Annotated in this window: 25 protein-coding genes and 1 pseudogene; 19 read left to right on the top strand and 7 right to left on the bottom strand. The window is 62.3% G+C overall.

Going from position 1 to position 23,214, the window contains the following annotated elements:
* Positions 1–135: 135 nt before the first annotated feature.
* The 5 genes from U4Y88_RS24465 to U4Y88_RS24445 all read left to right on the top strand — a co-directional run bounded on the left by U4Y88_RS24465 (position 136) and on the right by U4Y88_RS24445 (position 4,403).
* Positions 136–963 carry a transporter substrate-binding domain-containing protein gene (locus U4Y88_RS24465; protein WP_321787022.1) on the top strand — a complete coding sequence of 276 codons (828 nt, stop codon included), beginning with the start codon at positions 136–138 and terminating at the stop codon, positions 961–963.
* 83 nt (positions 964–1,046) lie between these two features.
* Entirely contained in the window at positions 1,047–1,715 is a 669-nt protein-coding gene (locus U4Y88_RS24460) for an amino acid ABC transporter permease (protein ID WP_321787019.1), read from the top strand.
* On the top strand, positions 1,715–2,404 hold the full coding sequence (locus tag U4Y88_RS24455) for an amino acid ABC transporter permease (RefSeq protein WP_310631383.1): 690 nt from the start codon (positions 1,715–1,717) through the stop codon (positions 2,402–2,404). The genes U4Y88_RS24460 and U4Y88_RS24455 overlap by 1 nt, the downstream gene beginning before the upstream one ends.
* Complete coding sequence (locus U4Y88_RS24450; protein WP_224011185.1) at positions 2,382–3,119, top strand: amino acid ABC transporter ATP-binding protein; 738 nt, start codon at positions 2,382–2,384, stop codon at positions 3,117–3,119. Before U4Y88_RS24455 ends, U4Y88_RS24450 begins: the two co-directional genes overlap by 23 nt.
* Positions 3,120–3,170: 51 nt before the next feature.
* A complete protein-coding gene (locus U4Y88_RS24445; RefSeq protein ID WP_321787017.1) occupies positions 3,171–4,403 on the top strand; it encodes an ArgE/DapE family deacylase in 1,233 nt (410 codons plus the stop codon).
* Positions 4,404–4,455: 52 nt separating this feature from the next.
* On the opposite strand, the gene U4Y88_RS24440 is transcribed toward U4Y88_RS24445, so the two are convergent.
* On the bottom strand, positions 4,456–5,130 hold the full coding sequence (locus U4Y88_RS24440; protein ID WP_224011189.1) for a GntR family transcriptional regulator: 675 nt from the start codon (positions 5,128–5,130) through the stop codon (positions 4,456–4,458).
* On the opposite strand from U4Y88_RS24440, the gene U4Y88_RS24435 reads away from it, so the two are divergent.
* On the top strand, positions 5,094–5,450 hold the full coding sequence (locus U4Y88_RS24435) for an FmdB family zinc ribbon protein (protein WP_321787014.1): 357 nt from the start codon (positions 5,094–5,096) through the stop codon (positions 5,448–5,450). The genes U4Y88_RS24440 and U4Y88_RS24435 overlap by 37 nt on opposite strands.
* Positions 5,451–6,016: 566 nt before the next feature.
* A complete protein-coding gene (locus U4Y88_RS24430) occupies positions 6,017–6,475 on the top strand; it encodes a DUF2846 domain-containing protein (RefSeq protein ID WP_224011193.1) in 459 nt (152 codons plus the stop codon).
* A gap of 232 nt (positions 6,476–6,707) precedes the next feature.
* On the opposite strand, the gene U4Y88_RS24425 is transcribed toward U4Y88_RS24430, so the two are convergent.
* The 4 genes and pseudogenes from U4Y88_RS24425 to U4Y88_RS24410 all read right to left on the bottom strand — a co-directional run.
* Positions 6,708–7,040 (bottom strand): hypothetical protein, encoded by a 333-nt coding sequence (locus U4Y88_RS24425; RefSeq protein ID WP_321787086.1) that lies wholly within the window; start codon positions 7,038–7,040, stop codon positions 6,708–6,710.
* A gap of 230 nt (positions 7,041–7,270) precedes the next feature.
* Positions 7,271–8,206 (bottom strand): DUF2950 domain-containing protein, encoded by a 936-nt coding sequence (locus U4Y88_RS24420; protein WP_321787012.1) that lies wholly within the window; start codon positions 8,204–8,206, stop codon positions 7,271–7,273.
* Positions 8,207–8,216: 10 nt separating this feature from the next.
* Positions 8,217–9,545 (bottom strand): DUF3300 domain-containing protein, encoded by a 1,329-nt coding sequence (locus U4Y88_RS24415; RefSeq protein ID WP_321787009.1) that lies wholly within the window; start codon positions 9,543–9,545, stop codon positions 8,217–8,219.
* Between the two features lie 372 nt (positions 9,546–9,917).
* Positions 9,918–10,034, bottom strand: a pseudogene (locus U4Y88_RS24410) (helix-turn-helix domain-containing protein); the annotation flags it as partial.
* A 43-nt stretch (positions 10,035–10,077) separates the two neighbouring features.
* Here U4Y88_RS24410 and U4Y88_RS24405 point away from each other — a divergent pair.
* The 8 genes from U4Y88_RS24405 (at position 10,078) to U4Y88_RS24370 (ending at position 18,100) form a co-directional block, all read left to right on the top strand.
* Positions 10,078–10,428 carry a hypothetical protein gene (locus tag U4Y88_RS24405; RefSeq protein WP_321787007.1) on the top strand — a complete coding sequence of 117 codons (351 nt, stop codon included), beginning with the start codon at positions 10,078–10,080 and terminating at the stop codon, positions 10,426–10,428.
* 10 nt (positions 10,429–10,438) lie between these two features.
* The gene (locus U4Y88_RS24400; protein WP_321787005.1) at positions 10,439–11,686 is read left to right on the top strand and encodes a multidrug effflux MFS transporter; all 1,248 of its coding nucleotides are present in this window, start codon (positions 10,439–10,441) and stop codon (positions 11,684–11,686) included.
* Positions 11,687–12,034: 348 nt separating this feature from the next.
* Positions 12,035–12,496, top strand: a complete 462-nt coding sequence (locus tag U4Y88_RS24395) for a (2Fe-2S)-binding protein (protein ID WP_224011202.1) — start codon at positions 12,035–12,037, stop codon at positions 12,494–12,496.
* A gap of 16 nt (positions 12,497–12,512) precedes the next feature.
* Positions 12,513–14,753, top strand: coding sequence for a molybdopterin cofactor-binding domain-containing protein (locus U4Y88_RS24390; RefSeq protein WP_415774494.1), 2,241 nt, complete (start codon positions 12,513–12,515; stop codon positions 14,751–14,753).
* A gap of 29 nt (positions 14,754–14,782) precedes the next feature.
* Entirely contained in the window at positions 14,783–16,105 is a 1,323-nt protein-coding gene (locus U4Y88_RS24385; protein WP_321787000.1) for a cytochrome c, read from the top strand.
* Between the two features lie 113 nt (positions 16,106–16,218).
* Positions 16,219–16,449, top strand: a complete 231-nt coding sequence (locus U4Y88_RS24380; RefSeq protein ID WP_321786998.1) for an XdhC family protein — start codon at positions 16,219–16,221, stop codon at positions 16,447–16,449.
* Positions 16,450–16,633: 184 nt separating this feature from the next.
* Positions 16,634–17,131, top strand: a complete 498-nt coding sequence (locus U4Y88_RS24375) for an ASCH domain-containing protein (RefSeq protein ID WP_310631393.1) — start codon at positions 16,634–16,636, stop codon at positions 17,129–17,131.
* A gap of 465 nt (positions 17,132–17,596) precedes the next feature.
* Positions 17,597–18,100, top strand: a complete 504-nt coding sequence (locus U4Y88_RS24370; RefSeq protein WP_224011112.1) for a hypothetical protein — start codon at positions 17,597–17,599, stop codon at positions 18,098–18,100.
* Between the two features lie 184 nt (positions 18,101–18,284).
* Here the strand turns inward: U4Y88_RS24370 and U4Y88_RS24365 are convergent, their stop codons facing one another.
* The gene (locus tag U4Y88_RS24365; RefSeq protein WP_321786996.1) at positions 18,285–19,058 is read right to left on the bottom strand and encodes an SDR family oxidoreductase; all 774 of its coding nucleotides are present in this window, start codon (positions 19,056–19,058) and stop codon (positions 18,285–18,287) included.
* Positions 19,059–19,093: 35 nt separating this feature from the next.
* Positions 19,094–19,507 (bottom strand): acyl-CoA thioesterase, encoded by a 414-nt coding sequence (locus U4Y88_RS24360; protein WP_224011115.1) that lies wholly within the window; start codon positions 19,505–19,507, stop codon positions 19,094–19,096.
* Between the two features lie 113 nt (positions 19,508–19,620).
* Here U4Y88_RS24360 and U4Y88_RS24355 point away from each other — a divergent pair, with 113 nt between their 5' ends.
* The 4 genes from U4Y88_RS24355 (at position 19,621) to U4Y88_RS24340 (ending at position 23,211) form a co-directional block, all read left to right on the top strand.
* On the top strand, positions 19,621–20,325 hold the full coding sequence (locus tag U4Y88_RS24355) for a Crp/Fnr family transcriptional regulator (RefSeq protein WP_321786994.1): 705 nt from the start codon (positions 19,621–19,623) through the stop codon (positions 20,323–20,325).
* A gap of 124 nt (positions 20,326–20,449) precedes the next feature.
* Positions 20,450–21,817: an MFS transporter gene (locus U4Y88_RS24350; RefSeq protein WP_321786991.1), complete on the top strand. Its 1,368-nt coding sequence runs from the start codon at positions 20,450–20,452 to the stop codon at positions 21,815–21,817.
* A 59-nt stretch (positions 21,818–21,876) separates the two neighbouring features.
* Positions 21,877–22,797, top strand: a complete 921-nt coding sequence (locus U4Y88_RS24345; protein WP_321786989.1) for a 3-keto-5-aminohexanoate cleavage protein — start codon at positions 21,877–21,879, stop codon at positions 22,795–22,797.
* Positions 22,798–22,800: 3 nt separating this feature from the next.
* The gene (locus tag U4Y88_RS24340) at positions 22,801–23,211 is read left to right on the top strand and encodes a 3-hydroxyacyl-CoA dehydrogenase NAD-binding domain-containing protein (protein ID WP_321786987.1); all 411 of its coding nucleotides are present in this window, start codon (positions 22,801–22,803) and stop codon (positions 23,209–23,211) included.
* Positions 23,212–23,214: the final 3 nt, after the last annotated feature.

Raw genomic sequence — 23,214 nt, 5'->3', positions numbered from 1 at the left:
CGCTTGACAAGGAATTTAGGCGATGTTTTGATCCTATCGTATACGAACCGTATACGACAAATCGCCAAAAATAAGGCGCACGCGCAGACGGTTCGTCGCCTCGATCCACCCTCACGCTTCTCACGGAGTCAGCAGATGAAACCTTCGATGTTGGGACGCATGCTTGCCGCGACGGTCGCGGCAGCCGCGTTGCTCGGTTCTACCGGCGCTCACGCGCGCACGCTCGACGAAATTCTCGCCTCGAAAAAGATCGTCTTCGGGATCAATCCGAACCTGCCGCCGCTCGGCACCTACGACGCCAAAAACAACATCGACGGCTTCGACGTCAGCGTGGCGCGCAAGATCGCCGACGGCCTCGGCGTGAAGCTGGAAATCGTCCCGGTCGGTTCGAACGACCGCGTTCCGTTTCTGATGACCGACAAGATCGACGCGGTGATGGGCGGCATGACGCGCAACGCCGACCGCATGAAGGTCATCGACTTCACCGATCCGGTGAACACCGAAGTGCTCGGCGTGCTGACGACCGCGGGCAAGCCGTACAAGGACTGGACGCAGCTCAACGATCCGTCGGTACGGCTCGTGCAGGTGCGCGGCACGACGCCAGTGAAACTCATTCAGGACAAGCTGCCGAAGGCGCAACTGCTGCTGCTCGACAACTACCCCGATGCGGTGCGCTCGATCGCGCAAGGCCGCTCGGATGCGCTGATCGACGTGCTGGATTTCATGCTCAGTTATACGAAGCAATATCCGGTCAAGTGGCGCGTGGTCGATACGCCTATCGAAGTCGATTACGACTGCGTGGGCGTGAAGAAAGGCAATACGGCGCTGACCGAGCGCCTGAACAAGGAGATCGCGACCATGCAGAAGTCGGGCTATATCGCCGCGAGCTGGAAGACCTGGTTCGGCAGCCCGATGCTGTACGACCCGACCGCCGCGCCGCCGGCCGTCGCCTCCGCACAGTAAGTCACACGCACGCAGGCGCCGCAAGGCGCTTGCGCGGATTGCACCTTGATCTTTAATCCTTGTTCCCAAGGAGCGCACACGACATGACGCTTCAATTCGGGCCCGTTCTCGAGCAATGGCCGTATCTGCTCGGCGGCGCGTGGCTCAGTCTGCAGATCGCCGTGCTGGCCTTCGCGTTCGGCATGCTGATCGGTCTCGCGTGCGCGTCCATTCAGCGTTTCGGACCGGCGTGGCTTGCCCGCGTCGTGAGCCTGTATGTGACGTTCGCGACGAACACGCCGCAACTCGTGCAGATCTTCTTTCTCTTTTTCGCGCTGCCGCAAGCGGGCATCACGCTCTCGCCGTACGCGGCCGTGCTGATCGGTGCGACGTTCAATGCGGGTGCCTATCTGTGCGAAATCCAGCGCGCCGGGTTTGCCTCCGTGCACCGCACGGAGATCGAGGCCGCTGAAGTGCTGGGCTTTTCCTCGCTGCAGATCGTTCAGCACGTGATCTTTCCTCATGTGGTCAAAGTCATGTTTCCTCCCTTGTCGAATCAGTTCATCATGATGACGCTCGGCACCTCGATGGCGTCGGTATTCGGCGTGGAAGAACTCACCGGCCGCACTTACAACATTAGTTCGGAAACCTATCTTTCCGTCGAAGCGTTCACGGTGACGGCGGGTATTTATATCGTCATCACAATGCTGGCGACGCTCGCGCTGGCCCTGTTCGGCCGATACGTTTGCCGCGCCAGAGTGAAGGTGTTTTGATGCCAGATTCGACCATTCAGGAAGTCGCGCAACTGTTTTCGCATTACAACCTCCTGCTGCTTCTGGAAGGCTTCGGTACTACGCTTGCGCTCTCCGCCATCGGCTGCCTCGCGGGATTCGCGGGCGGCTTTGCGATCGCCGTCGTGCGCGCAACGCGCTCGCGCGCGGCCGCCCCGTTGCGCGCGCTGGCATTCGTCTGGTGCATGCTGTTCCGGCGCGTGCCCTTTCTCGTCACGCTGATGCTGGTGTTCTTCGTGACGCAGTCGCTCGGCGCGAATTTTTCGACGTTCACGGTGGCGCTCGGCAGCGTGTGCCTGATCGCGAGCGCGTATCTCGGGGAAATCGTGCGCAGCGGTCTCGATGCCGTGCATCGCAATCAATGGGAAGCCGCGCAAACCCTGAACTTCAGCTTCATGCAGACGCTGCGCCACGTCGTCATGCCGCAAGCGTGGCGCGTGATCCTGCCGCCGACCTTTGCGTTCTTCGTCATGTTCATCAAGGACACCGCGCTCGCCTCGCAGATCGGCGTCATGGAACTGACGTCGGCGGGCAAGGTGCTCAGCAACAAAGGCTTTTCCGCGACGATGGTGTACGGCACGGTGCTGGTGCTCTATTTCGCCATGTCCTATCCCCTCTCGCGTCTTGGTAAGCGCCTGGAGAAGAATTTTGCCGCAACTCGAAATCGTTGATCTGAAAGCGTCCTATGGCACGCAAACGGTGCTGGAGCGCATCAACCTGCGCGTCGACAAAGGCGAGATCGTCAGTCTCATCGGGCCGTCAGGTTCGGGAAAGAGCACGCTGCTGCGTGTGCTGATGGGCCTGCTGCCGCCCGAAGCGGGCGCGGTGCGCCTGAACGGAAAAGAGGTCGATTACGCGAGCAAGGCCGCCGTGCGCGCGCTGCGCTCGGACATCGCCATCGTGTTCCAGCAGTACAACCTGTTCCAGAACATGAGCGTGATGGACAACGTGACCATCACGCCCACGCGCATCAAGGGCTGGCCGCGCGCCGAAGTCGAGCGCGATGCGAAGCGGCTGCTCGAACGCGTGGGCCTCGGCCATCGCCTGAAAGCGTATCCCGACGAACTGTCCGGCGGACAGCAGCAGCGCGTCGCCATTGCGCGTGCGCTCGCGCTCAAACCCAAGGTGCTGTTTCTCGACGAAGTCACCGCCGCGCTCGACCCCGAACTCGTGAACGAAGTGCTCGACACGATTCGCGAGCTGGCCTCGGACGGCATCACGATGTTCATCGTCTCGCACGAAATGAGCTTCGTGCGCGAAGTCTCGTCGAAAGTCGTATTCATGGCCGGCGGCCACGTGGTCGAAACCGGCACGCCGCAGCAAATCTTCGACTCGCCGCAAGAAACGCGCACGCGCGAATTCGTCGGCAAGATCCTGCGCCATTAACGGAATTTTCGAACGCTCGCATCAAAAGCCCCTGTTTTAAAGGCACATCGAATGACAGACGCACACACCACCACCGCATTGTTCCAGGCCATCGACCACAATTTCGACAACGAAATCGCGTTTCTCGCCGACCTCGTTCGCCGCCCTTCCGACAATCCGCCCGGCTACTGCGCGGAGCACGCCGAACTGACGGCGCTGGCGCTCGAAGCACTCGGCTTCGACGTGGAACGCCATCGCGTCCCGACGCCGGTTGTCGAGCGCGCGGGCATGATCAGCGCGACGAATCTCGTCGTGCGGCACCGCTTCGGCGCCGGGCCGGTGATCGCGCTCAACGCGCACGGCGACGTGGTGCCGCCGGGCGAAGGCTGGAGCGCCGACCCTTACGGCGCCGAGATTCGCGACGGCTGGATGTACGGGCGCGGCGCGGCCGTTTCGAAGTCCGACTTCGCGACGTATGCGTTCGCGCTGAAGGCGCTGATCGACACGCGCGCGCCGCTCGCCGGCACGGTCGAATTGCACCTCACCTACGACGAAGAAAGCGGCGGCCTGATCGGTCCCGGCTGGTTGCTCAAGGAAGGCATCGTGAAGCCGGACTACGCGATTTGCGCCGGGTTTTCGTATGCGATCACGACGGCGCACAATGGCGCGATCCACCTCGAAGTGTCCGTGCGCGGCAAGTCGGCGCATGCGGCGCGCCCCGACACCGGGCACGACGCGCTCGAAGCCGCCGTGCGCGTGCTCAACGCGCTGTACGCGCATCGCGAAGACCTGCGCCAGATCCGCTCGGCCACGACCGGCATCGAGCACCCGACGCTCGTGGTCGGGCTGATCGAAGGCGGCATCAACACGAACGTCGTGCCCGACAAGGTCACCTTCCGGCTCGACCGCCGCGTGGTGCCCGAGGAGTCCGCGCAAGACGTGCTGGCACAGTTGCGTTCCGTGATCGAGACGGCCGCGGCGCTGCCCGGCATCTCGGTCGAGATTCGCGAAGTGCTGGTGACGTCGCCGCTGCGTCCGATCGACGGTGCGGAGCGTTTGGCATCGGCTTTGCAGGAAGCGGCGGAAGTCACGCTGGGCGCGCGCATTCCCGAGGAAGGCGTGCCGCTCTACACCGACGCGCGGCTGTATTGCGAAGCCGGCGTGCCGACGGTGATCTACGGAGCGGGACCGCGTACGCTGCTGGAAGCGAACGGCCATCGCGCGGATGAGCGCGTCAAGATCGAAGATGTGCGTCTTGCCACGCGCACGGTGGCGCTGGCGCTGACGAATCTGCTGGGCGGTTGAGACCAAGGGAAAGGAGCGGCGCGCAGGTGCCGCTCCTTATGACGCGACGAGTTTAGCTGCCGGACCCTTCGGCAAGCCGTTCGAGCACGAAGCGGCGCAGATTCTGCAAATGCGTGCGCATGGCGCTGCGTGCGAGATCGGCATCTTCCGCGAGACAGGCTTCGAGAATCGCGACGTGCTCGGCACGATCCTCTTCGATCCGGTTGAACGGCGTGGCGAGTTCGAACAGGCGGCTATTCGTGCGCACGATGTCGATGGTGCGCGCCAGCACTTCATTGCCGCCCGCGCGCGCCATGAGCGTGTGAATCTGGTCGTCGACCTGCCAGTGCGCCTGCTCCTGCTGGCCGCTGCTCAAGGCACGCGTTTTCTTGATGAGCGCCTGAAGCTGCTTCTTGTCGATCTTGCCGACCGCGAGGCCCACGGCTTCGACCTCGAGCATCTCGCGCACTTTCATCGCCTGAAAGTACTCCTGCACGCTCACGAAGCGCACGGAATAGGAACGCGCGCCCGCGCGCACGAGCAGGCCTTCGCCTTCGAGACGCAACAGCGCCTCGCGCATGGGCGTACGGGAGATTTTGAGTTCTTCCGCGAGCCGCCCTTCGACGACGGCACCGCCGCTGCGCAACGCCTTATCGAGAATCATGCGGCGCAGCGTCTGATAGGCGAGTTCGCCTAGCTTCTCGGAATTGGATGTGGACGGATTGGACACGATATCGAGTGACGACACTATGCTGTCAGTATACGATAAGTATACGGTCAGGCATAGAGTATGCCAACTTGCGTTGTATCGTCGGCCCTGAAACTTTGAACGAGGAAGGTGCAATGCCTCTTTACGATTATCGATGCGAGACTTGCGGCGTGTTTGAAAGTACGCGCAGTGTGGCCATGCGCGACTGTGCGCCATCGTGCCCGGAATGCGGCGAGGCCACGCAACGCGTCACGGTTACGATGCCTCGACTGGCTCGCTCCTCGGATCAGGACAATCAAGAGACGACACCCGACGGTCGCTACGGCATGCGTCATGCAGCTGCGTGTCCATGTTGTTGAACGCCGTGCCGAAACCGGCCGGTGGAATACTTGCGGGCTGAAAGACCAAAGGCCTCAGGCCATTCCACCTCGGCTTCGCCCGTCGCCGCGAGTGCAGAAACGCCGAGCCGCAATGACAGCTTCAGCGGACCGAGATGCAGACGCGCACCGAGATACGCGGGGCGAGCACGAAGGCGCAACGTGATACTTCACTTCTGGCGAATATTGACTCGCTACCCGGCCTCGTTTGTTCGGATTGTTCCGATTGTTTGGCACCGCCGTCTTCCCGTACGATGGTTGCATCGTCCACATTTGCTTTGTATCGACGAGGAATCCAGGCAAGCCTGGAATTGTGAATGTATTGACTTAATGCAATATGCATTATTGAAATACATAAGACTGCAATTTGTAATGAATTTGAATGGCTATCTTGTTTCGAATTTCTGTCATTCCATGGCGGCTTAAAAGAACAATAAAGAATTGCAAACATATGCCGTAAATCAACCATGCCAGCGTCGGACGAAACACATTGTTCAACCTGGCATCGCCGCGTTTCAAACAATTCAAAACCTACCGGGGATAATGAAATGAAGACGTTCTATCGCACCCTGTCGCTCGCAGTCGGCGTCACGATGCTTGCAGCTGGCTGTGCATCGGGACCGCAGTACAAAGAAGTGGCCTCGTCGATTCCGACGCTCACCGCCGATCATGGCCGAATCTACTTCTTCCGCGCTGACGGTTTCGGCGGCGCCATGATCCAGCCAGAAGTCAAGCTTAACGACAAGGTCGTCGGGCGATCCGTACCGGGTGGATTCTTTTATGTAGACGAGGTTCCCGGCGATTACACGGTGTCAACGACGACCGAGACGAAGAAAGAGGTGACGTTCACCCTGCACGCGGGCGACACGAAATACGTGCGGACTTCTATCAGCATGGGCATTCTGGTCGGGCATATCACGCCGACGCTGGATGACCCGGAAACCGCACCTCACGAAATCGAGCAACTCAAATACACCGGGACGCCAGTGACAACCGCCGTCCAATAAAGCTTTTGATTTGAACAGGCCGGAAGACATCTGGGTGCATCGCTACTCACGTGTTGACCGGCTGCATGACCTACCCGACATGGTTACCTACTCCGTGGATAACCATTGTCGAAGTCAGAACCCAACAGCGCGCCCATTTCGGGCGATTTTTTTGTCGTTATATATAAAAGACTGCCGCTTCGGCGCTGCCTGAATCGTGGCATCGGTTCAATGAGGCGTGTTCGAAAAACGCCTAGCGCCCCATGCGCCGGTCGTAGCTGCGCGAAATCCGCCCGAGCAGCGATGGATCTCGTGCATCGGCGGAATTGAACTGCACGATCACGCTGCCATCGCCTTGCTGACGCACGTTCGCAGTGACAGTGCTGCCGTCGATGGTGCCGGCTATCGCGCCGGTGCCGGGGTCCTGAACGGTCATCGTCAGGCCTTCGTCGCGCATCGCGCCTGCGGCCGCGGCAAAGGACCGGTCGAAACTGGCGGGCTGCATGACCACGGTGCCTGGCGGCGGCGCGTAGTAGTAGGGACACCCCGCCAGAGGAAGCAGACCTACGCACACGCCTGCAAGCATGATCCGTCTCGCGACGGCGCCATACCCGGCACCATACAAAGCGCGCAATCCACGGCCATCGCGCAATAAGCTCATCATGGTTCTCCTCGGACGATGCGCGAAGCGTAGCGTGTGCGCCTGAATAGGCAACGAAAATGCGTCGCGCGCGGCACCCGGCCACCGATCATCAGCAATGCCAGGTGCTTTCTGGCATGTTCTCCGTGCCGACCATCTGCGCGCCGTGGAACGCCTCATTCGCTATTGCTATCGCGATCGGGAACCTTGCTCCACCCCGGCCCCGGATCGAACGATTTCATGGCCCGCGCCTTCGTTGCACTCTCGGGCCCGAGGTCGCGCTCATAAACCTGACCGGAATGGCTCACCATGAACGTCTTGATGCCCGTTTCGCCGTACTTCACCGGCCAGGCGATCACAGCGAAGCCGCCAAACAGCTTGCCGTTCACGACGTAGTCATACGCGCCGCCGGGCGCGTTGGGGCCCTGCGATTCGAGCAGCTTGAAGTGGTAGCCGTAATAGCCCGCGTTTTGCGCGTTGCGCGAACTCGCATCGATGAAGGCTGCGCCGAGTGGACTGGGGGTGTCATCGGCTCCAGTCGGCCAGTACAGGCCGTCGTGCTTGCCAGGCGAGCTCACCATCTTCGACGCGTAGGCGAACACCCCCACGCCGTCGTGATTGGTCTGAGCGTATTCGCGCTGCGCATCGAAGACCGCGAGCATCGTCTGGATGACGGCCAGCTCGTCGCGGCCGATGCGCCGCAAGCGCATATCCTGCGCGCCGGTCCGCGTATCGAAATGCCATCCCCGATCGTTCTTGACGAGCGGAACCGGGAACGTCCAGCCGTTGTCGCCCACGACGATATTGGCGCGTCCGTTCTCCGCCTGCTGGATGGTGTGGGACTTGGCCCACTCGGCGATAAAGGTGTCCCGCACGGGCGCGCCGATGGGCGGGATCAACTCCCGAAAGTCACTGCCGAAGATCTTGCGCAACGCGTCCTCCCGGTCCTTGACGACCGCGTCGCCAAAGGCATTCATCGCTGCCTCCGGCGAACTGAAGTTCTGCTGGGCGCGCGCCGACGGCGGCGCCGCGATGGACAGCACAACGCCCGCCGCGAGGCTCGCGAACGTCAGCTTCAGGAACTTGCGCATACCGCGTGGATGACCGTTCATGGTTCGCTCCCTAGCGTCTGCCACCGCGTCCGCCGCCGCGCATACCGCCCGATGGTCGGTTGAAGCCCGAGCCCTGCGTGCTCCGGCTGCCTCTGTCGAAGTTGCGCTGCGAAGCGCCGCCGCTGCCGCCGACGCCCGAAAACGCGCCATCGCTCCCGCCGCCAATTCCACCGCCGGAACCGGCGCGATTGCCCGGGGCACTGCGATCGGCCACGCCGCCCCGGTTTGCACCCGCTGAGCGGTCCGCCGCCGCGCCGCGATTGCCCGCTCCTGTCCGGTCGCCTCCGGCCATGCGGTTGCCCGCTTCAGCACCGCGTCCGCGATACTGGGAGCGCCGGTCGGCTCCGGGCGACCCGGCGAACTTGTCGCGCGTGGCGTTATCGCGGTAGGCAACGCCCTGACGATGGCTCGCATCGTGTTGCCAGCGGCCGCCCCGCTCGCCGTTCTTGAGTTTCGAACTGTCGAAGTTGCGGTCGACGTTCCGCGCCCGGTCGGAGTTGATGTTGATATCGTCTCCGCCCCAACACGAGTTGCAGTCCGCGAAGATCGCACCGGCAGCAACAAGGCCGATGCCGAAGGCGAGGCCCGCGCCGGGGTAGTAGCCGGGATAGTAGGCCGGGTACGGTGGCCAGTAGTACGGCGGATAGGCCGGATAACCCCACCCTCCGTACACGACGGTCGGATCGTAGGCGGGCACATAGATCACCTGCGGATTGGCGGGCTCGATCTTCACGATGGTCTGCCCGCCGCCAGCGGGCGCCTGCTCGACGATCACGTTTTGCTGCTCGTTCGACTTGAGGTTGCCCGACTGTTGCGCCCGCGCCCGCAAGCGCTGCACGGCATCGAAGACGTCTTTTTGCTGCGCAAGAAAGGCGTCGCCGAGTTTCTGGGTCCAGTCGATCTTGTCGTTCATCGGCTCAAGAATCTGCGGGAACGCCACCATCGATTTCACACTCGTATCCCACGGCTCGTTCTGGACCGCCTTCACGGCATCGTCGCCCTTCACATTCGGATTCGCTTTCACCCAACGCGCGGCGTGCACGATCTCCAGCGGATAGGTCGACGCCATCAATACCTGCGCCAGCAAGGAGTCCGGGTAGAGCGCAATTGGCGCGACGAGCGCATCGAGTTCCTCCGGCTTGAATGGCGCGGGGCCCAATGACTCGGCAGCCGATGCAGCGGGCGCCGATGACGGGGACGCTGCTGGCGCGGTGCTCAATGGCGCGGAGCCAGATGGCGGGACCGCCGTCGCGCCGTGATCGGCACACGCCGAAATTGTCGCCAGCAAAACCAGCCATAAGAATAAGGCTCTCATCCCTCGGGCTTTCCAATTGTTCATGGCCACTCCTTCCGGCGGTTTGTTGGCGCGGACCAGGAGACTTTCCTGGCGGTCGCAGAACCGTCCGTTGCTTGCGTGGTTCGCTGCCCGGATGGTTTGGGCGTCAAAAGGAACATCAGCAAAACGAAAACAAACATCGTGAATCAGCCGGAGCGTGCAGTTCCCGATTGCGCAGACCAGATTCCGGGTGCGAACCCTCCCCAAGCAATAAGACAGCTGAACTTCGGGCGGGTCAATGAGACCTTGGGCTCACAGGTCTGGGACGTTGGGTTAGCGGAATGGCGCTTCGATGCGTTCTGGCATATCGAAGGCTGACGACGTCCAGGCGCTGAACAGCGAGGCGACGTTGATCGCAGCGACCGCTCACGCGCCCATGGTATGAAGCAGCGCAGACGGAGACAGTCCCTGCACGCGCGCGGCTGCACTGAAGCTGCGGTGACCGGCAATCGTCACACAAGCGCTGAGTTCAGATAATCCGGCTCGGGGCATTCATGAATTTTTCTCACATCGTCATGCAACCGCAGACCCATTGTTGAATAAAGTCGGCAACCATAAACTGACGCTCGATTCATCTGGTTTAGCCCGCCCGCAATGGAAAGCAATCGCAATGACCAGGCGACGGGTGCCCGGCGCAAATGGGCAACTCGCCCGCCATACGCTCCCGTTCATGCTGGCAGCGCCCGACGTCGAAATAACGCTTTATCTGCGGCATGCCGCGCGCCTCGATCGTCTGGATCGATCGCGTGTGCGCACGCTCACGCAAAAGGGCGAACCGTTCGTCGGGCACGACATTGCGCTCGACAGCCTGTCGAATCTCATCGTCAAACTCGTCGCCACGCCCGGCCTGCACGACCATTGCAGCCTCGGCGTGAGCGACACCTGAACGTCCTCTCATGCCTGATTCCACACCGCCCCGCGCCACGTTCGATGTGGCGCGCGGCCACAACGTTCGCATACTTGCCATCCTGAGCATGCTGATGGCTTTTGCGTCTATTTCGACGGACCTTTACCTGCCCGCCTTGCCCGCGATGAGCCTGGCGCTCCATGCCAGTGCCGGCATGATGGAGTACACCATCTCGGGCTATCTGGTGGGCTTCAGCCTCGGACAGCTGTTGTGGGGCCCGATTGCTGACCGCTACGGCCGACGCGCGCCCGTCGCCATCGGTCTTGTGTTGTTCGTCATTGGCTCCGCTGGCTGCGCGATTTCGCAGACCCCTGCCGCCATGATCGGCTGGCGCATCGTGCAGGCAATCGGCGCCTGCGCGAGTGTGGTGCTCGCACGCGCAATGGTCCGCGATCTCTACACCGGACATCGCGCCGCGCAGATGATGTCGACGCTCATGACGGTCATGGCCGTAGCGCCGCTGATCGGCCCCAGCGTGGGCGGCATGATCCTCCACTTCGCGTCGTGGCGCGCCATCTTCTGGACCCTGGTGGGCGTGGGGCTCGCCACGCTCGTGGCGCTCGCTGCACTGCCTGAAACGCTGCCGCTTGCGCGGCGCAATCACGAGCCACTCGCCCGCGCGCTGGGCAACTATGGCCGCTTGCTGCGTATCCGACGGATGCTCGGCTATGCGGGCGCCGGCGGATTTTTCTACGGCGCCCTGTATGCGTATATCGCCGGCACGCCATTCGCGTACATCACTTACCATCATCTGTCGCCGCAGTGGTATGGCGTGCTGTTCGCCGCGGGCATTGTGGGCATCATGCTCACGAATCTGCTCAACGCGCGCTTCGTCGCACTCTTCGGCAGCGATCGTCTGATGCGGAGTGGAACGGTGGGTGCCGCCATCGCCGGACTGCTGCTCGCATTCGATGCTCGCACGGATTGGGGCGGCCTCATGGGCCTGTTCTTGCCGCTCTTTCTCTTCGTCTCGGCGACCGGCTTCATCGTCGCGAACTCCATCGCCGGCGCACTGGGTTGCGCGCCCGAGCGCGCGGGCGCCGTATCAGCACTGATTGGCGCGATCCAGTACGGCACCGGCATCGCAGGCTCCGCGCTCGTGGGCGTGCTGGCCGACGGCACGCCGTGGCCCATGGGCTGCGTGATCGCGTTGATGGGGCTCGCTAGTGCAGCGAGCGCGCTGACGCTCGTAAAGGGCGAATCCCTCGAGACGCCACCGCTGCGCCGAGCGAGTTGAACGTTCTTTTCTCTCGCCATCAATTCGCGGATTGCACCACTCGCTTGCGTGCATCGGCGTGAGCGGTTCGACGCCTCAACACGATGAGAAAAGATTCCGATCTTTGAGCATAAAACTAATACTTTTAGGCATGACACTTCGCTTCGCGCCTTATAAAGTCCAGCGAATGCGTATCCGGTGCCATCATGGCCGCCCGCGCGCGCAACAACCGCAGTCAACCCAAAGCCCGGCTCAAGTCTGCTGGCGTTAGCAAAATACCGCGCCTGCACAGGCATCCGCCCTTCACTCTTCGCCGCTCCGCCGGTTATCCGACGGCCCGCATTCGCATCTTTAAAGAGGTCTAGATAGATGAACATTATCGTGAACGGAGAATCGCATGCATTCTCCGGTGATGCAGAAATGCCGTTGCTCTGGTATCTGCGGGACGAACTCGGCCTGACGGGAACGAAGTTCGGTTGCGGCATGGCGCTATGCGGCGCGTGCACCGTGCATCTCGACGGACAGCCCGCGCGCGCCTGCGTGACGCCCATCGGTTCCCTTCAGGGCCGTCGCGTCACGACGATCGAAGCGATGCACGATCAGAAGATCGGCGCCGCCGTGCAAACCGCCTGGGTCGACGGACAGGTGCCGCAGTGCGGATACTGCCAGTCCGGCCAGGTGATGTCGGCCGTCGCCCTGCTCAGCACGAAAGCGAACCCGACCGACGCCGATATCGACGCGGCGATGAGCGGCAACATCTGCCGCTGCGCGACGTATAACCGGATTCGCGAGGCCATCCACGTCGCAGCGGAGACCCTCAAACATGCGTAAGCCGCTCCCTCATCCCATGGCTTCGCGCGCGTCGGGTCAGCGCAGCGAAGCCCTCCTGCTCAGCCGGCGCCAGTTCCTGGGCAGCGCTGCGGCGCTCACGCTCGCCGTCGGCGCCGTCGGCGCCATCGGTTTCCCTGGCGGCATCGCGCTCGCCGCGTCGCTGGACCCGGCCAGGCTGACGTTCGAGCCCAACGCGTTCATTCGCGTGGAAGCGGATGGCACGGTGACGGTGGTCTCGTCCTATCTGGAGATGGGGCAAGGCACGTTCACCGGTCTCGCAACGCTCGCCGCCGAGGAACTCGACGTGCCGCTTGCCGCGGTCAAGGTCGTCGCGGCCCCCGCCGACGTGAAGCGTTACGCGAACCCCATGTTCGCGCAGATGGGCTGGACGGTGCAGGGCACGGGCGGCAGCACCGCCATGGCCGGCGCGTGGAAGCAAATGCGTCAGGCCGCTGCCGCGGCGCGAATGATGCTGGTCGCCGCAGCGGCGAAGCAATGGAAAGTCGCGCCCTCGTCGCTGCACGTCGAGGCGGGCGTGATTATCCATGCCGCTTCAGGCCGCCGTGGCGGCTACGGCATGTTCGTCGCCGATGCCGCGCGCGAGCCCGTGCCGACGAACGTCACCGTCAAGCATCCGCAAGCGTTTCAGCTAATCGGGCGCGCGAAAACGCAGCGTGTCGATATTCCTTCGAAGGTGGATGGCTCGGCCATCTATACGCAGGACATCAAGCTCCCCGACATGCTGGTGGCAGTCATCGCGCATCCGCCTCGCATCGGCGCAAAGGTCGCTCATGTCGATGCGAGCGCCGCCAGGGCAATCGCGGGCGTCGTCGCCGTGGTCACCGTTGCCGGCGATGCGGAAGTCCAGGGCGGCGTCGCCGTGCTCGCGCGCAACACCTGGGTCGCTCGACAGGGTCGCGACGCCCTCAAGATCACGTGGGACAACAGCCATGCCTTCGCCATGGATACGCACGCGATCTACGCACAATACCGCGCGCTCACCGATCAACCCGGCGTATCGGCTGCGAACCGGGGCAAGGTCTTGAGCGAAGCGCCGTCGGGCGGCAAATTCATCGACGCGATCATCGAGCAGCCGTATCTCGCGCATGCGGCCATGGAACCGATGAACTGCCTCGTTCATCTCCATGCGGACCGCTGCGAGATCTGGAATGGCGAACAGTGGCACACGATGGATCAGGCGTCCGCTGCGAAAGAACTCGGCTTCAAGCCCGAACAGGTGACGATCAACCAACTCTACGCAGGCGGCAGTTTCGGGCGTCGCGCGAATCCCCATAGCGATTATGTCCGCGAGGCCGTGCGTATTGCGCGCGCAGCGCGTGCGCAAGGCGTCACGTCGCCGGTGAAGCTGGTCTGGATGCGCGAAGAAGACATGCGCGGCGGCTACTATCGGCCGGCCACGGTCCACCGGGTGCGCCTCGCGGTCGACAAAGCGGGCGATCTTGTCTCGTGGAATCAGGACATCGTCGGACAGAGCTTCTTTCCGCCGGGTGCAGATGGCGTCGACGAAGTCCTGGTCGAGGGCTCGGCAGACAGTCCCTACGCGATCAAGAACTTCAAGGTCACGCAGCACATAGCGAAATTGCCCGTCCAGACGCAATGGATGCGATCGGTGGGACATACGCATGCCGCTTTTGTCGGCGAGACCCTCATGGATGAAGCCGCACGCGCAGGCGGTAAGGATCCCTATGCATTTCGCCGTGCGCTGCTCGCCGACAAACCGAGACATCGCGGCGCGCTCGATCTCGCCGCCCAGAAGGCAAACTGGTCGGGCCCGCTCGCGGCAGGCGCAAGCGGTACGCGGCGCGGTCGCGGCATCGCGCTGCAATTCGCCTTTGGCACCTATGTGGCACAGGTCGCGGAAGTCACGGTGGCGTCGGACGGCTCGTTCACGGTCGATCGCGTTGTGTGCGCGGTGGACTGCGGGACGGTGATCAATCCCGATATCGTGGCGGCGCAGGTGGAAGGCGGCATCGGCTTCGGCCTCACGTTCCTGCGCGCCGCCATCACGGTCGAAAACGGGCACATCAAGCAGGGCAATTTCAACGATTACCCGGTGCTGCGCATGAGCGGCATGCCAGCTGTGGAAGTGCATATCGTGCCGTCGAATGAAGCGCCAACCGGCATCGGAGAGCCAGGCGTACCGCCGATCGCGCCAGCCGTGGTCAATGCGCTCGCCGCCGCGACCGGTGCCACGGTCCGGTCATTGCCGCTGGGCGACACGCTGCGCCCTGCCTGATATCCCTTGCTGCTTCGAGTTCATCCAACGTGAAAGTCTCCCGCCTTGCTGGCCTGGCCCTATTGGTCATCGCCGCGGCCGCCGCCGTCTTCGGCGGCCGCGCCCTGCTCACCCCTGTCGGGCCGGAACCGCAGCCGCCTGTGGCCGGCGCGCCGGCGAATCTGGCCGCGTCCATCGCGCACGGCGAATATCTCGCGAAAGCCGCCGATTGCGTCGCCTGCCACACCGCGCAAGGGCATACGCCTTATGCGGGCGGCCGCGCGTTCCGTCTTCCCTTCGGCACGGTCTATTCCACCAACCTGACGTCCGATCCCGACTTCGGCCTCGGGCGTTGGAGCGACGACGACTTCGTGGACGCGGTGCGCAAAGGCGTCGGTTCGCACGGGCGCCTGTACCCGGCGATGCCGTACACCTCCTACGCGAAAATGAGCCGCGACGATGTGCTGGCGATCAAACGCTATCTGATGACGCTAGCGCCCGTCCACGAGGCTCCGCCCGATAATTCGCTATCCTTTCCATTTAACCAGCGCTGGGGCATGGTGTTCTGGAATCTGGCCTTTTTCCACGAGCAGCGCTTCATGCCCGACGCGTCAAAGAGCGTCGAATGGAATCGCGGCGCCTATCTCGCGACCGCGCTGGGGCATTGCGGCGAATGTCACACGCCGCGCAATGCCGGCTTTGCGATGAAGTCCCGCGACTATCTCTCGGGCGCGGAAATCGAAGGCTGGAAGGCCTATAACACGACCGCCGACAAGAGCTACGGCATTGGATCGTGGACTGACGAGCAGGTCGCGCAATACCTGTCTCTGGGCCATGCGCCCGGTCGTAGTTCGGCATCGGGACCGATGGCCGACGTTGTCGAGCACAGTCTGCAATATCTGACACCGGACGACATCAACGCGCTGGTCCTGTACTTACGCAGCATCACGCCCGCCGAAGGTGAAGCCAGCATGCGCTCGACAGTCGACCTTCAGCCGTCAGCGGCGCGCGCATCGAATCCGGTCCTTCCGGGCACGGTAGCAACGACTGGCGCGATGTCGCGTGGAGAACACCTTTTCGCGGGCGACTGTGCGGGCTGTCACCAATGGAATGGCGTCGGACGACAGACCGATTACGCGTCGCTGATCGGAAGCCATGCCGTCAACGATCCGTCGGGCGCGGCGCTCGTTCAGGTGTTGCTGCACGGAACGAGTCTCACCGTCGGCGGGCGTACGCAACAGATGCCGGGGTTCAGTGAAGCGTACTCGGATTCGGATATCGCAGCGGTCGCCAATTTCGTGCTGAGCCACTTCGGATCGAAGCAAGGCACCGTGACTGCCGCGCAGGTCTCGGCGGCGCGCGCGGCGAAGTAAGGTGCGCGCATGATCGTTCGGACTGGCGAGCGCGGCCTGCCGCCGCGTAACGTCGGCGACCGTGGCTTTGGCGCGGTGTCCATGCGCGTATCTATCGGCGGAGGTCTTTCGGCATGGACGCCATCGATCTCATGGTTTTTCGCGCGGCGCGCGACTGGCGCTCGAACGGCCATCGCATCGTACTGGCCACCGTCGTCAGGACATGGGGCTCCTCGCCTCGCCCTGTCGGCTCGATGAGGGTCCTGCACGACGACGGCAAGACCGTGGGCAGCGTGTCCGGCGGTGCAGCAACTGCTGCCCGATCCCGTCGCGACTCGACTTTGTTCTGGTCAGGTATGGCCTGAAGTAGCGCGCCGTGTATCCGAACGCTGGTTCGGCCTTGCGAGCGTCCGGTTCGGACAGCCTCAGCAAGCTGGATCCGGGCGTAGGCGGACATTTTGAGACATTCGACAACACCCCATCAATCGTCGACAATCATCACCCGATATTTCGATACCGATAAATTCAGTCGAAAGGATACCGAAATAGATGAATAAAAGTATCGAGGAGCTAGTCGCCGATTTGGCCGAACAAGACATACATCTACCTAAAGGGTGCGTTCGAGTTGGTGGATTTGGGGATTCGGAAGCACTTTCGGAGTCGCTGATCGCACTCATTCGTGCCGGCGTAAAACGGGGTACCTGTAGTCTGGCGTGGTCGTGGGACTTCGACGGCGAGTCAATTCCGGATACCGGAGACATTGAAATAGTGCTTGACTGGCATGGTCGACCGGCGCTCGTTCTACGAGTGACTGACGTGCATATCGTGCCTTTCGATTGTGTCGGTGCTGAATTTGCGGCTAGCGAAGGAGAAGGTGATCTTTCACTAACGCATTGGCGGACGGAGCACTGGCGCTTCTTCACAGATGAGTGCAGCCGAATTGGTCGGGTGGCTGAAAGTTCGATGCCTCTCATATGCGAGAGCTTCGAGGTGCTTTACACGCTTACGCCCATTCAGCGCGCGAATGACTGCTCGCGGAGATACTGAAGATCCCTTCCGGGTCGACCTACACCTCTCGCCTCCATACCGCACAACTCCCAGGTTTGCGGCCTGACTGCCCTCTTATAAAGGGTACAAAGAACATCGTGCCATCACAGCGATGATTCCCATCGGCGCCCCTTTCAGGCAGCGCACCGGTGCGACCGCTTTCTGCAGTTCATCGCTGCGCGGCGCTGCAGTGGGCACGCGAGCCAATCCCGACCAACCGGAGATCGTGAAGCGCCGAACCTAACGCCGCTCGAAAAACGACAAAGTCGAGATTCCTGCACACGCCTGAACATCCGTATCGGCACGCTTTCTGCTCGCCAGGCAAAGGCGTCGTTGATGAGTGACCTGCAAGGTGATCCGCACGCGGTCATTCGACGCCTTAGCGCGTGGCGCTGCTCTATTGTGTGACGTTTAGCGCACCGCAAGAACACATTGAACCGGTTTGGTATTCAAAGGAGCGACAAAATGAATGTCCTTTGGCGTTGCTTTACGATCGTCCATGCGCTAATGGCGGCTCTCTTCGCGTGCGCAGCGCTCACGTTGATTGCGATTGCTGCACGCACCGGATGGACGGCGTTCACGGGTGAATGGGACCAGGCGAGCGCGCAGTCCATTATTGAGGCGTTGGGACTGCTGGCCGGTGCTGTTGTCGCAATACAGATCGCCGAGACCATTGTGGAGGAGGAGGTGATTCGCGAGGCTGACGTGAGCGGACCAACGCGAGTGCGACGCTTCATGTCCCGATTTCTGGTTGTTGTGGTCGTCGCGCTCGCGATAGAAGGACTGGTCGCAACGTTCAAGGCGTTACATCAGGACCCATCGCAGCTATGGTACGCAGCGGGACTGATTGTTTCCACGGCCATGCTTCTTGCGGCCTGGGGAGGGTTCGTTCACCTCAACCGGTCTGCGGAAGAACTGGAGCCGGAGGCAATGGCGAAAGCGAAGCGAGAGGACGCGAAAATGCAATAGCTCACACTCCCGCACGGCTAACGGTCTGGGCCCGTGCACTGTCGTGACGCGGCGGTCTCTTGCAGGTTCTACCGCGCGCGAAGGCTGGTGAATGCTAAACCCCAAACAGATGCGTCGGCCCCACAGGCCGGGTGATCATCACCAACAAGAGCCCATCCAGATTTTCGTGGATGTTTAGCCGGCTTCAGGATGCGCTTTGCGAATCTCCATCAACGGGAATCATTTGCCCAGAAATGGAACGTCCGGCATCGGATGCCAGAAAGACTGCGAGCGCTCCAATCTCCGCCGGATCCACGAAATGTTTGATCGACTGATTGGCGAGCGCAGCCGCCTCTTCCTGCGCGACCGTGCGGCCGCTCGCTGATGCCCGGCCAGCGAGCACCTGCTGAATACGCGGCCCCTCCACGGCGCCTGGCAAGATCGCGTTGACGCGTATGCCGAATTCACCCAACTCACGCGACAAGGTCTTGGTGAAACCAATGAGGCCCCACTTTGTCGTGGCGTACGGGCTGCGATTCGGATAGCCGAAGCGGCCGGCCAGCGACGACATGATCAAAATGACGCCCGCACGCGATTGCTTCAGATAAGGGATGGCGTGTTGCGTGACCGTGAACGTACCGGTCAGATTCAAACGCAGTACGGCCTCCCAGGCGTCCGGGTCCATATCCGCGACACTGGCGGTCGGTCCCGCAATGCCCGCGTTATTGATCAGGACGTCCAGACCGCCGAGGGCCGACGCGGCATCGGCGACCATACGCGTAGCCGACGCCCGATCGGCGATGTCGCACACCGACGTTGTCACGCCCGGCAATTGCGCCTGGATCTGTTGCAGTGCGGCTTCGTCGATGTCGCAGATGTGAACGCTGGCGCCTGCCGCTACAAAGGCTTCCGTGATCGCGCGCCCGATCCCTCCGGCGCCGGCGGTGACGAGCACGCGCAGGCCTTTCGATGTGGTCATGCAATCCTCCTTTCCAACTCGATCATGATCGCCGCTCAGTCACACGCGGCACGTATGAATTCAGGCACGCCGACGGCCTTGAGGCGTCCATCGTCCTGTTTGATACACAAGGCGCGAGTCGCGTTACCTTCGCAGATCAGCGTATCGTCGCGCATGATGCGATGGCTTTGGATGAACACTTTGCCCCGCCATTCCTCGACGCGCGTATGCACGGCCAGACGTTCGCCGTAGGTCGCCGAAGTGTGAAAGCGTGTGTGAAACTCCAGGAGCGGCGCGCCGATGCAATTCGGCAGCGCTTGCATCTCACGCCATGGCGGCAGGCCGCACTGTATAAAATAATCGTGCGAAGCGGCGTCCATCCAGCGCGAAAAATTCGGAAAAAAGACGATTCCCGCTGGGTCGCAATCGCCGAATTGCACGTCGATACCATAGATAGTCACTTTACTCACGGATCTATGCTCCTGATTCCAGTTCAGCCATTGTGCGCGTGCTGCACGCGCGACACTGTCGATGCGGCGACATTTCGCGTCGGCCGCGCTGCACTCCACACGGAGGGATGGCAATGACCCGGCAAAAGCGGATGGTCACGCTATCTCTGACGCTCGACGAACTGCTTGCGCAGTCGCCGTGGTTTGCTCGCCTGGACGATGCCGCGAAGGCACGCGTGCGCACAGAGGCGTCGGAGCGCGCCGTTGCAGCCGGTCAGTCTTTAGGGCACCACGGCGAGCGGCAACACGCCTGGTTCGGCGTGCTCGAAGGCCTCGTCAAGTGGTCGATCACCGCTCGCGATGGACAGACTGTGACGTTAGGCGGGCAGTCGGTCGGGAGCTGGTTCGGCGAGGGCACGCTGATCCGGAACGCGCCGCGCGAATCGGATCTCATCGCCTTGCGCGACAGCCGTGTCGCGCAAATTCCCCGCGCAACCTTCAACTGGCTTCGCGAGCAGCAACCCTCGTTCAACGAGTTTCTGCTACTTCAGGTCAACGAGCGCTTGCACTGGTTCATGGGCGCCGTTGCCGCGCACGGGCTGCTCGACACCGACAGTCTGGTCGCCAGAGCGCTGGTGGGGATGGTGCAGCCGCTCTCCAATCCGAGTGGCGCAGCGCATGTGTCGCTGTCCCAGGAAGAACTCGCCAACCTCGCCGCCGTGTCGCGTCAGACATGCAATAAGGCCATGACGCGCTTCAAGAACTCAGGCCTCGTGCGCACCGAATACGGTGGCATCGTCGTGCTCGATTTGCCCGGGCTGAGCGCTTTGGCCGGATAACTTCGCATTGGGCGCGCATGTGCCCGAACGGATCGGTGTTTACGCTGTCCCGAACTGTCGCGCCATAGACAGTCGCGCGGGTGCTCGCCCGAAATAATGCGTGTCATCCATCAGGAGACACGCAATGAATCGCGCCCATTCGCTGCCCCCCGCAGTCGCGCCCGTCGAGAGCCCGTCAGGCCGACGGGTCGAAGATGCCGTCTTTCAAAAGATCAGCTGGCGCATCATGCCGCTCATCTTGATCGCCTACGTCTGCGCATTCCTCGACCGTATCAACATCGGCTACGCGCAGTTGCAGATGAAGCAGGACCTGGCTTTCTCCGACGCGGTCTATGGACTCGGAGCCGGCATCTTCTTCGTCACGTATCTTTTGTTCGAAGTGCCAAGCAATTTGCTGCTCGAGAAAATCGGCGCACGGCTCACCTTCCTGCGGATCATGGTGCTGTGGGGTCTCACCTCCGCCGCCACCGCATTCGTCACGGCGCCGTGGCAATTCTATGGAATCCGGCTGTTGCTCGGTCTATTCGAAGCGGGCTTCTTCCCCGGCATCATTCTTTATTTGACGTACTGGTATCCGAGCCAGCGCCGCGGCCGTGTGACCGGTCTGTTCCTGTTCGGCATGCCGATCACGGGCGTCCTCGGCGGCCCGCTGTCGGGGATGATCATGAGCCGTCTCGAAGGTATGGGCGGCATGCACGGCTGGCAATGGCTGTTCCTCGTCGAAGGCCTGCCGACGGTCCTGATGGGGATTCTGCTGTATTGCCTGCTTCCGGACCGTCCGGCTAGCGCTCCGTGGCTGAACAATGCGGAGAAGGCGCTCATGCAGTCGGTCCTCGATGCCGATCACGGCGGCGAAACCCGCTCCGGACATCATGGCAAGCTCACAGCGGCGCTGGTCGACCCGAAGACCTACGTGCTGGCTTTCGTCTACTTTTGCTGCGCCTGCGCCGTCTACACGCTGACTTTCTGGCTGCCGACGATGATCAAAGGGCTGGGCATCGCCCCGATCGCGACGATCGGCTGGTACACGGCTGTGCCCTATCTCTTCGGCGCGCTGGGCGTGCTCGTCATCAGCCGCAGTTCGGATCGATTCAAGGAGCGCCGCTGGCATGTCGGCGGCACGCTGGTCCTTGGGGTCGCGGTCCTCGCCCTGACCTCTTTCCTCGGCACTGCGGTCGTCCCGGTGATGGTCCTGATGTGCGTGGCCTCGTTCTTCATCTTTGGCGGCGGCTCGCTGTTCTGGTCGATCCCGCCGACCTACCTTGGCCGGGACGCGGCTGCGGCCGGCATCGCGGTCATCAGCTCGCTCGGCATCCTCGGCGGATTCGTCAGCCCGACGCTGATCGGCTGGATCAAAGGGGCGACCGGCAGCATCCAGATGGGCCTGCTTGTGCTGACCGCAGTTGTCATCGGCGGCGGTCTCACGATCCTGCTGGGCCTGCCCAAAAGCGCAGTCCGGGTCGGCCCCGGCGACGATGCGAACGCGCCCTGATCGAGCGGTCATCGCCACCCCTGTTCTTTGCATCCATTTCGACTCTGGAGTAGACCATCATGAGCAAGCCTAAAGTGATCGTAACCGTTGCCCCGACCGGCGGCATGGCCAGCAAGAAAATGAACCCGAACCTGCCGACGCAGCCGCAGGAGATCGCCGACGATACCTACCGCTGCTACAACGCGGGCGCCAGTGTCGTTGCGGTGCATGCACGGCGTCCCGACGACGAGGCCACCTGCGATCCGGCAATCTATAGCCGTATCAACCGGCTGATTCGCGACAAATGCGACATCATCCTGAACAACTCCACCGGTGGCGGCATCAACGGCGACATGGTTCGCGAACTCGACAACGGCCTGTGGGAAATCCAGTGGGAAGAACGGCTGAAGGGCATGCAGGGTGATGGCGTCGAGATGTGCACGCTCGATGCGCAGACCGTGATTGCGAGTTTCGGCGGCAAGGAGATTCTGGTGGCGACGCCGCCCTCGCGAATCCGCCAGATCGCTGAGATGATGAAAGCACGCGGCATCAAGCCGGAATGGGAGGTGTTCGGCCTTGCCGACATCGTCCAGGATGTTCAGCGAGCCATTAATGAGGGGCTCGACGACGCGCCGCACTTTATCAATATCGTGATCGGCGCCAATGCGTTCCAGGGCGCGTTGCCCTACACGCCCCGGTTGCTGCAGACGATGGTCGACCACCTGCCCCGCAACACCGTCTTCAACGTCAGCGCTATCGGCGCAGCGCAGTTGCCCGCCGCGATGAACTCGCTGTTGCTCGGAGGGCATGTGCGCGTCGGGCTCGAAGACAACCTCTACTACCGGCAGGGGCAGTTGGCCACCAATGTGCAACTGGTCGAGCGGCTTGTTCGCCTGGTGCGCGAGATGGGCTATGAGCCGGCCACGCCGGATGAAGCACGGGAAATCATTGGACTGCGGCCGTTGCGCGAAACGATCCACGCTGATTGCCAGGCGGGTTAGGCAATGACATCGCGAGCCCTCAACGTCGCGGTCGTCGGCACGGGCGTCATTGGCGCAGGTTGGGCGACCCACTTCCTGGCTCAGGGTTTTGCCGTCACAACGACGGACCCCGGCCAGGGCGCCGAGTCGCGCATGCGCAACTGGATCGAGGAAAGTTGGCCTGTAGTCGAGAGGCTCGGACTAGCGGACGGCGCCTCGCGGGACAAGTTGATATTCACGACGGACGTGGGCGCAGCGGTCCACAACGCCGATTTCATTCAGGAAAGCGCACCCGAGCGACTGGATGTCCAACATGCGCTGATCGTGAGCATCGAATCGGCGGCAAGGGCAGACACGATCATCGCGTCGTCGTCGTCGGGGTTCGCAATCAGCGACGTTCAGGCAGGCGCGAAGCACCCGGAACGAATCGCGTAGCGC

Origin of the sequence: Paraburkholderia sp. J94 (genome assembly GCF_905220285.1) — a bacterium.
GTDB classification, from domain to species: Bacteria; Pseudomonadota; Gammaproteobacteria; order Burkholderiales; family Burkholderiaceae; genus Paraburkholderia; species Paraburkholderia tropica_A.
Note: the sequence above shows the minus strand (reverse complement) of the source record. Positions and strands in the feature narration are given on the sequence as shown.

Coding starts and splice junctions, on each gene's coding strand:
- U4Y88_RS24465 (WP_321787022.1), top strand. CDS start 136: ATGAAACCTTCGATGTTGGGACGCATGCTTGCCGCGACGGTCGCGGCA.
- U4Y88_RS24460 (WP_321787019.1), top strand. CDS start 1,047: ATGACGCTTCAATTCGGGCCCGTTCTCGAGCAATGGCCGTATCTGCTC.
- U4Y88_RS24455 (WP_310631383.1), top strand. CDS start 1,715: ATGCCAGATTCGACCATTCAGGAAGTCGCGCAACTGTTTTCGCATTAC.
- U4Y88_RS24445 (WP_321787017.1), top strand. CDS start 3,171: ATGACAGACGCACACACCACCACCGCATTGTTCCAGGCCATCGACCAC.
- U4Y88_RS24435 (WP_321787014.1), top strand. CDS start 5,094: ATGTGGACGGATTGGACACGATATCGAGTGACGACACTATGCTGTCAG.
- U4Y88_RS24430 (WP_224011193.1), top strand. CDS start 6,017: ATGAAGACGTTCTATCGCACCCTGTCGCTCGCAGTCGGCGTCACGATG.
- U4Y88_RS24425 (WP_321787086.1), bottom strand. CDS start 7,040: ATGCTTGCAGGCGTGTGCGTAGGTCTGCTTCCTCTGGCGGGGTGTCCC.
- U4Y88_RS24420 (WP_321787012.1), bottom strand. CDS start 8,206: ATGAACGGTCATCCACGCGGTATGCGCAAGTTCCTGAAGCTGACGTTC.
- U4Y88_RS24415 (WP_321787009.1), bottom strand. CDS start 9,545: ATGAACAATTGGAAAGCCCGAGGGATGAGAGCCTTATTCTTATGGCTG.
- U4Y88_RS24400 (WP_321787005.1), top strand. CDS start 10,439: ATGCCTGATTCCACACCGCCCCGCGCCACGTTCGATGTGGCGCGCGGC.
- U4Y88_RS24395 (WP_224011202.1), top strand. CDS start 12,035: ATGAACATTATCGTGAACGGAGAATCGCATGCATTCTCCGGTGATGCA.
- U4Y88_RS24390 (WP_415774494.1), top strand. CDS start 12,513: ATGGCTTCGCGCGCGTCGGGTCAGCGCAGCGAAGCCCTCCTGCTCAGC.
- U4Y88_RS24380 (WP_321786998.1), top strand. CDS start 16,219: ATGGACGCCATCGATCTCATGGTTTTTCGCGCGGCGCGCGACTGGCGC.
- U4Y88_RS24375 (WP_310631393.1), top strand. CDS start 16,634: ATGAATAAAAGTATCGAGGAGCTAGTCGCCGATTTGGCCGAACAAGAC.
- U4Y88_RS24370 (WP_224011112.1), top strand. CDS start 17,597: ATGAATGTCCTTTGGCGTTGCTTTACGATCGTCCATGCGCTAATGGCG.
- U4Y88_RS24365 (WP_321786996.1), bottom strand. CDS start 19,058: ATGACCACATCGAAAGGCCTGCGCGTGCTCGTCACCGCCGGCGCCGGA.
- U4Y88_RS24355 (WP_321786994.1), top strand. CDS start 19,621: ATGACCCGGCAAAAGCGGATGGTCACGCTATCTCTGACGCTCGACGAA.
- U4Y88_RS24350 (WP_321786991.1), top strand. CDS start 20,450: ATGAATCGCGCCCATTCGCTGCCCCCCGCAGTCGCGCCCGTCGAGAGC.
- U4Y88_RS24345 (WP_321786989.1), top strand. CDS start 21,877: ATGAGCAAGCCTAAAGTGATCGTAACCGTTGCCCCGACCGGCGGCATG.
- U4Y88_RS24340 (WP_321786987.1), top strand. CDS start 22,801: ATGACATCGCGAGCCCTCAACGTCGCGGTCGTCGGCACGGGCGTCATT.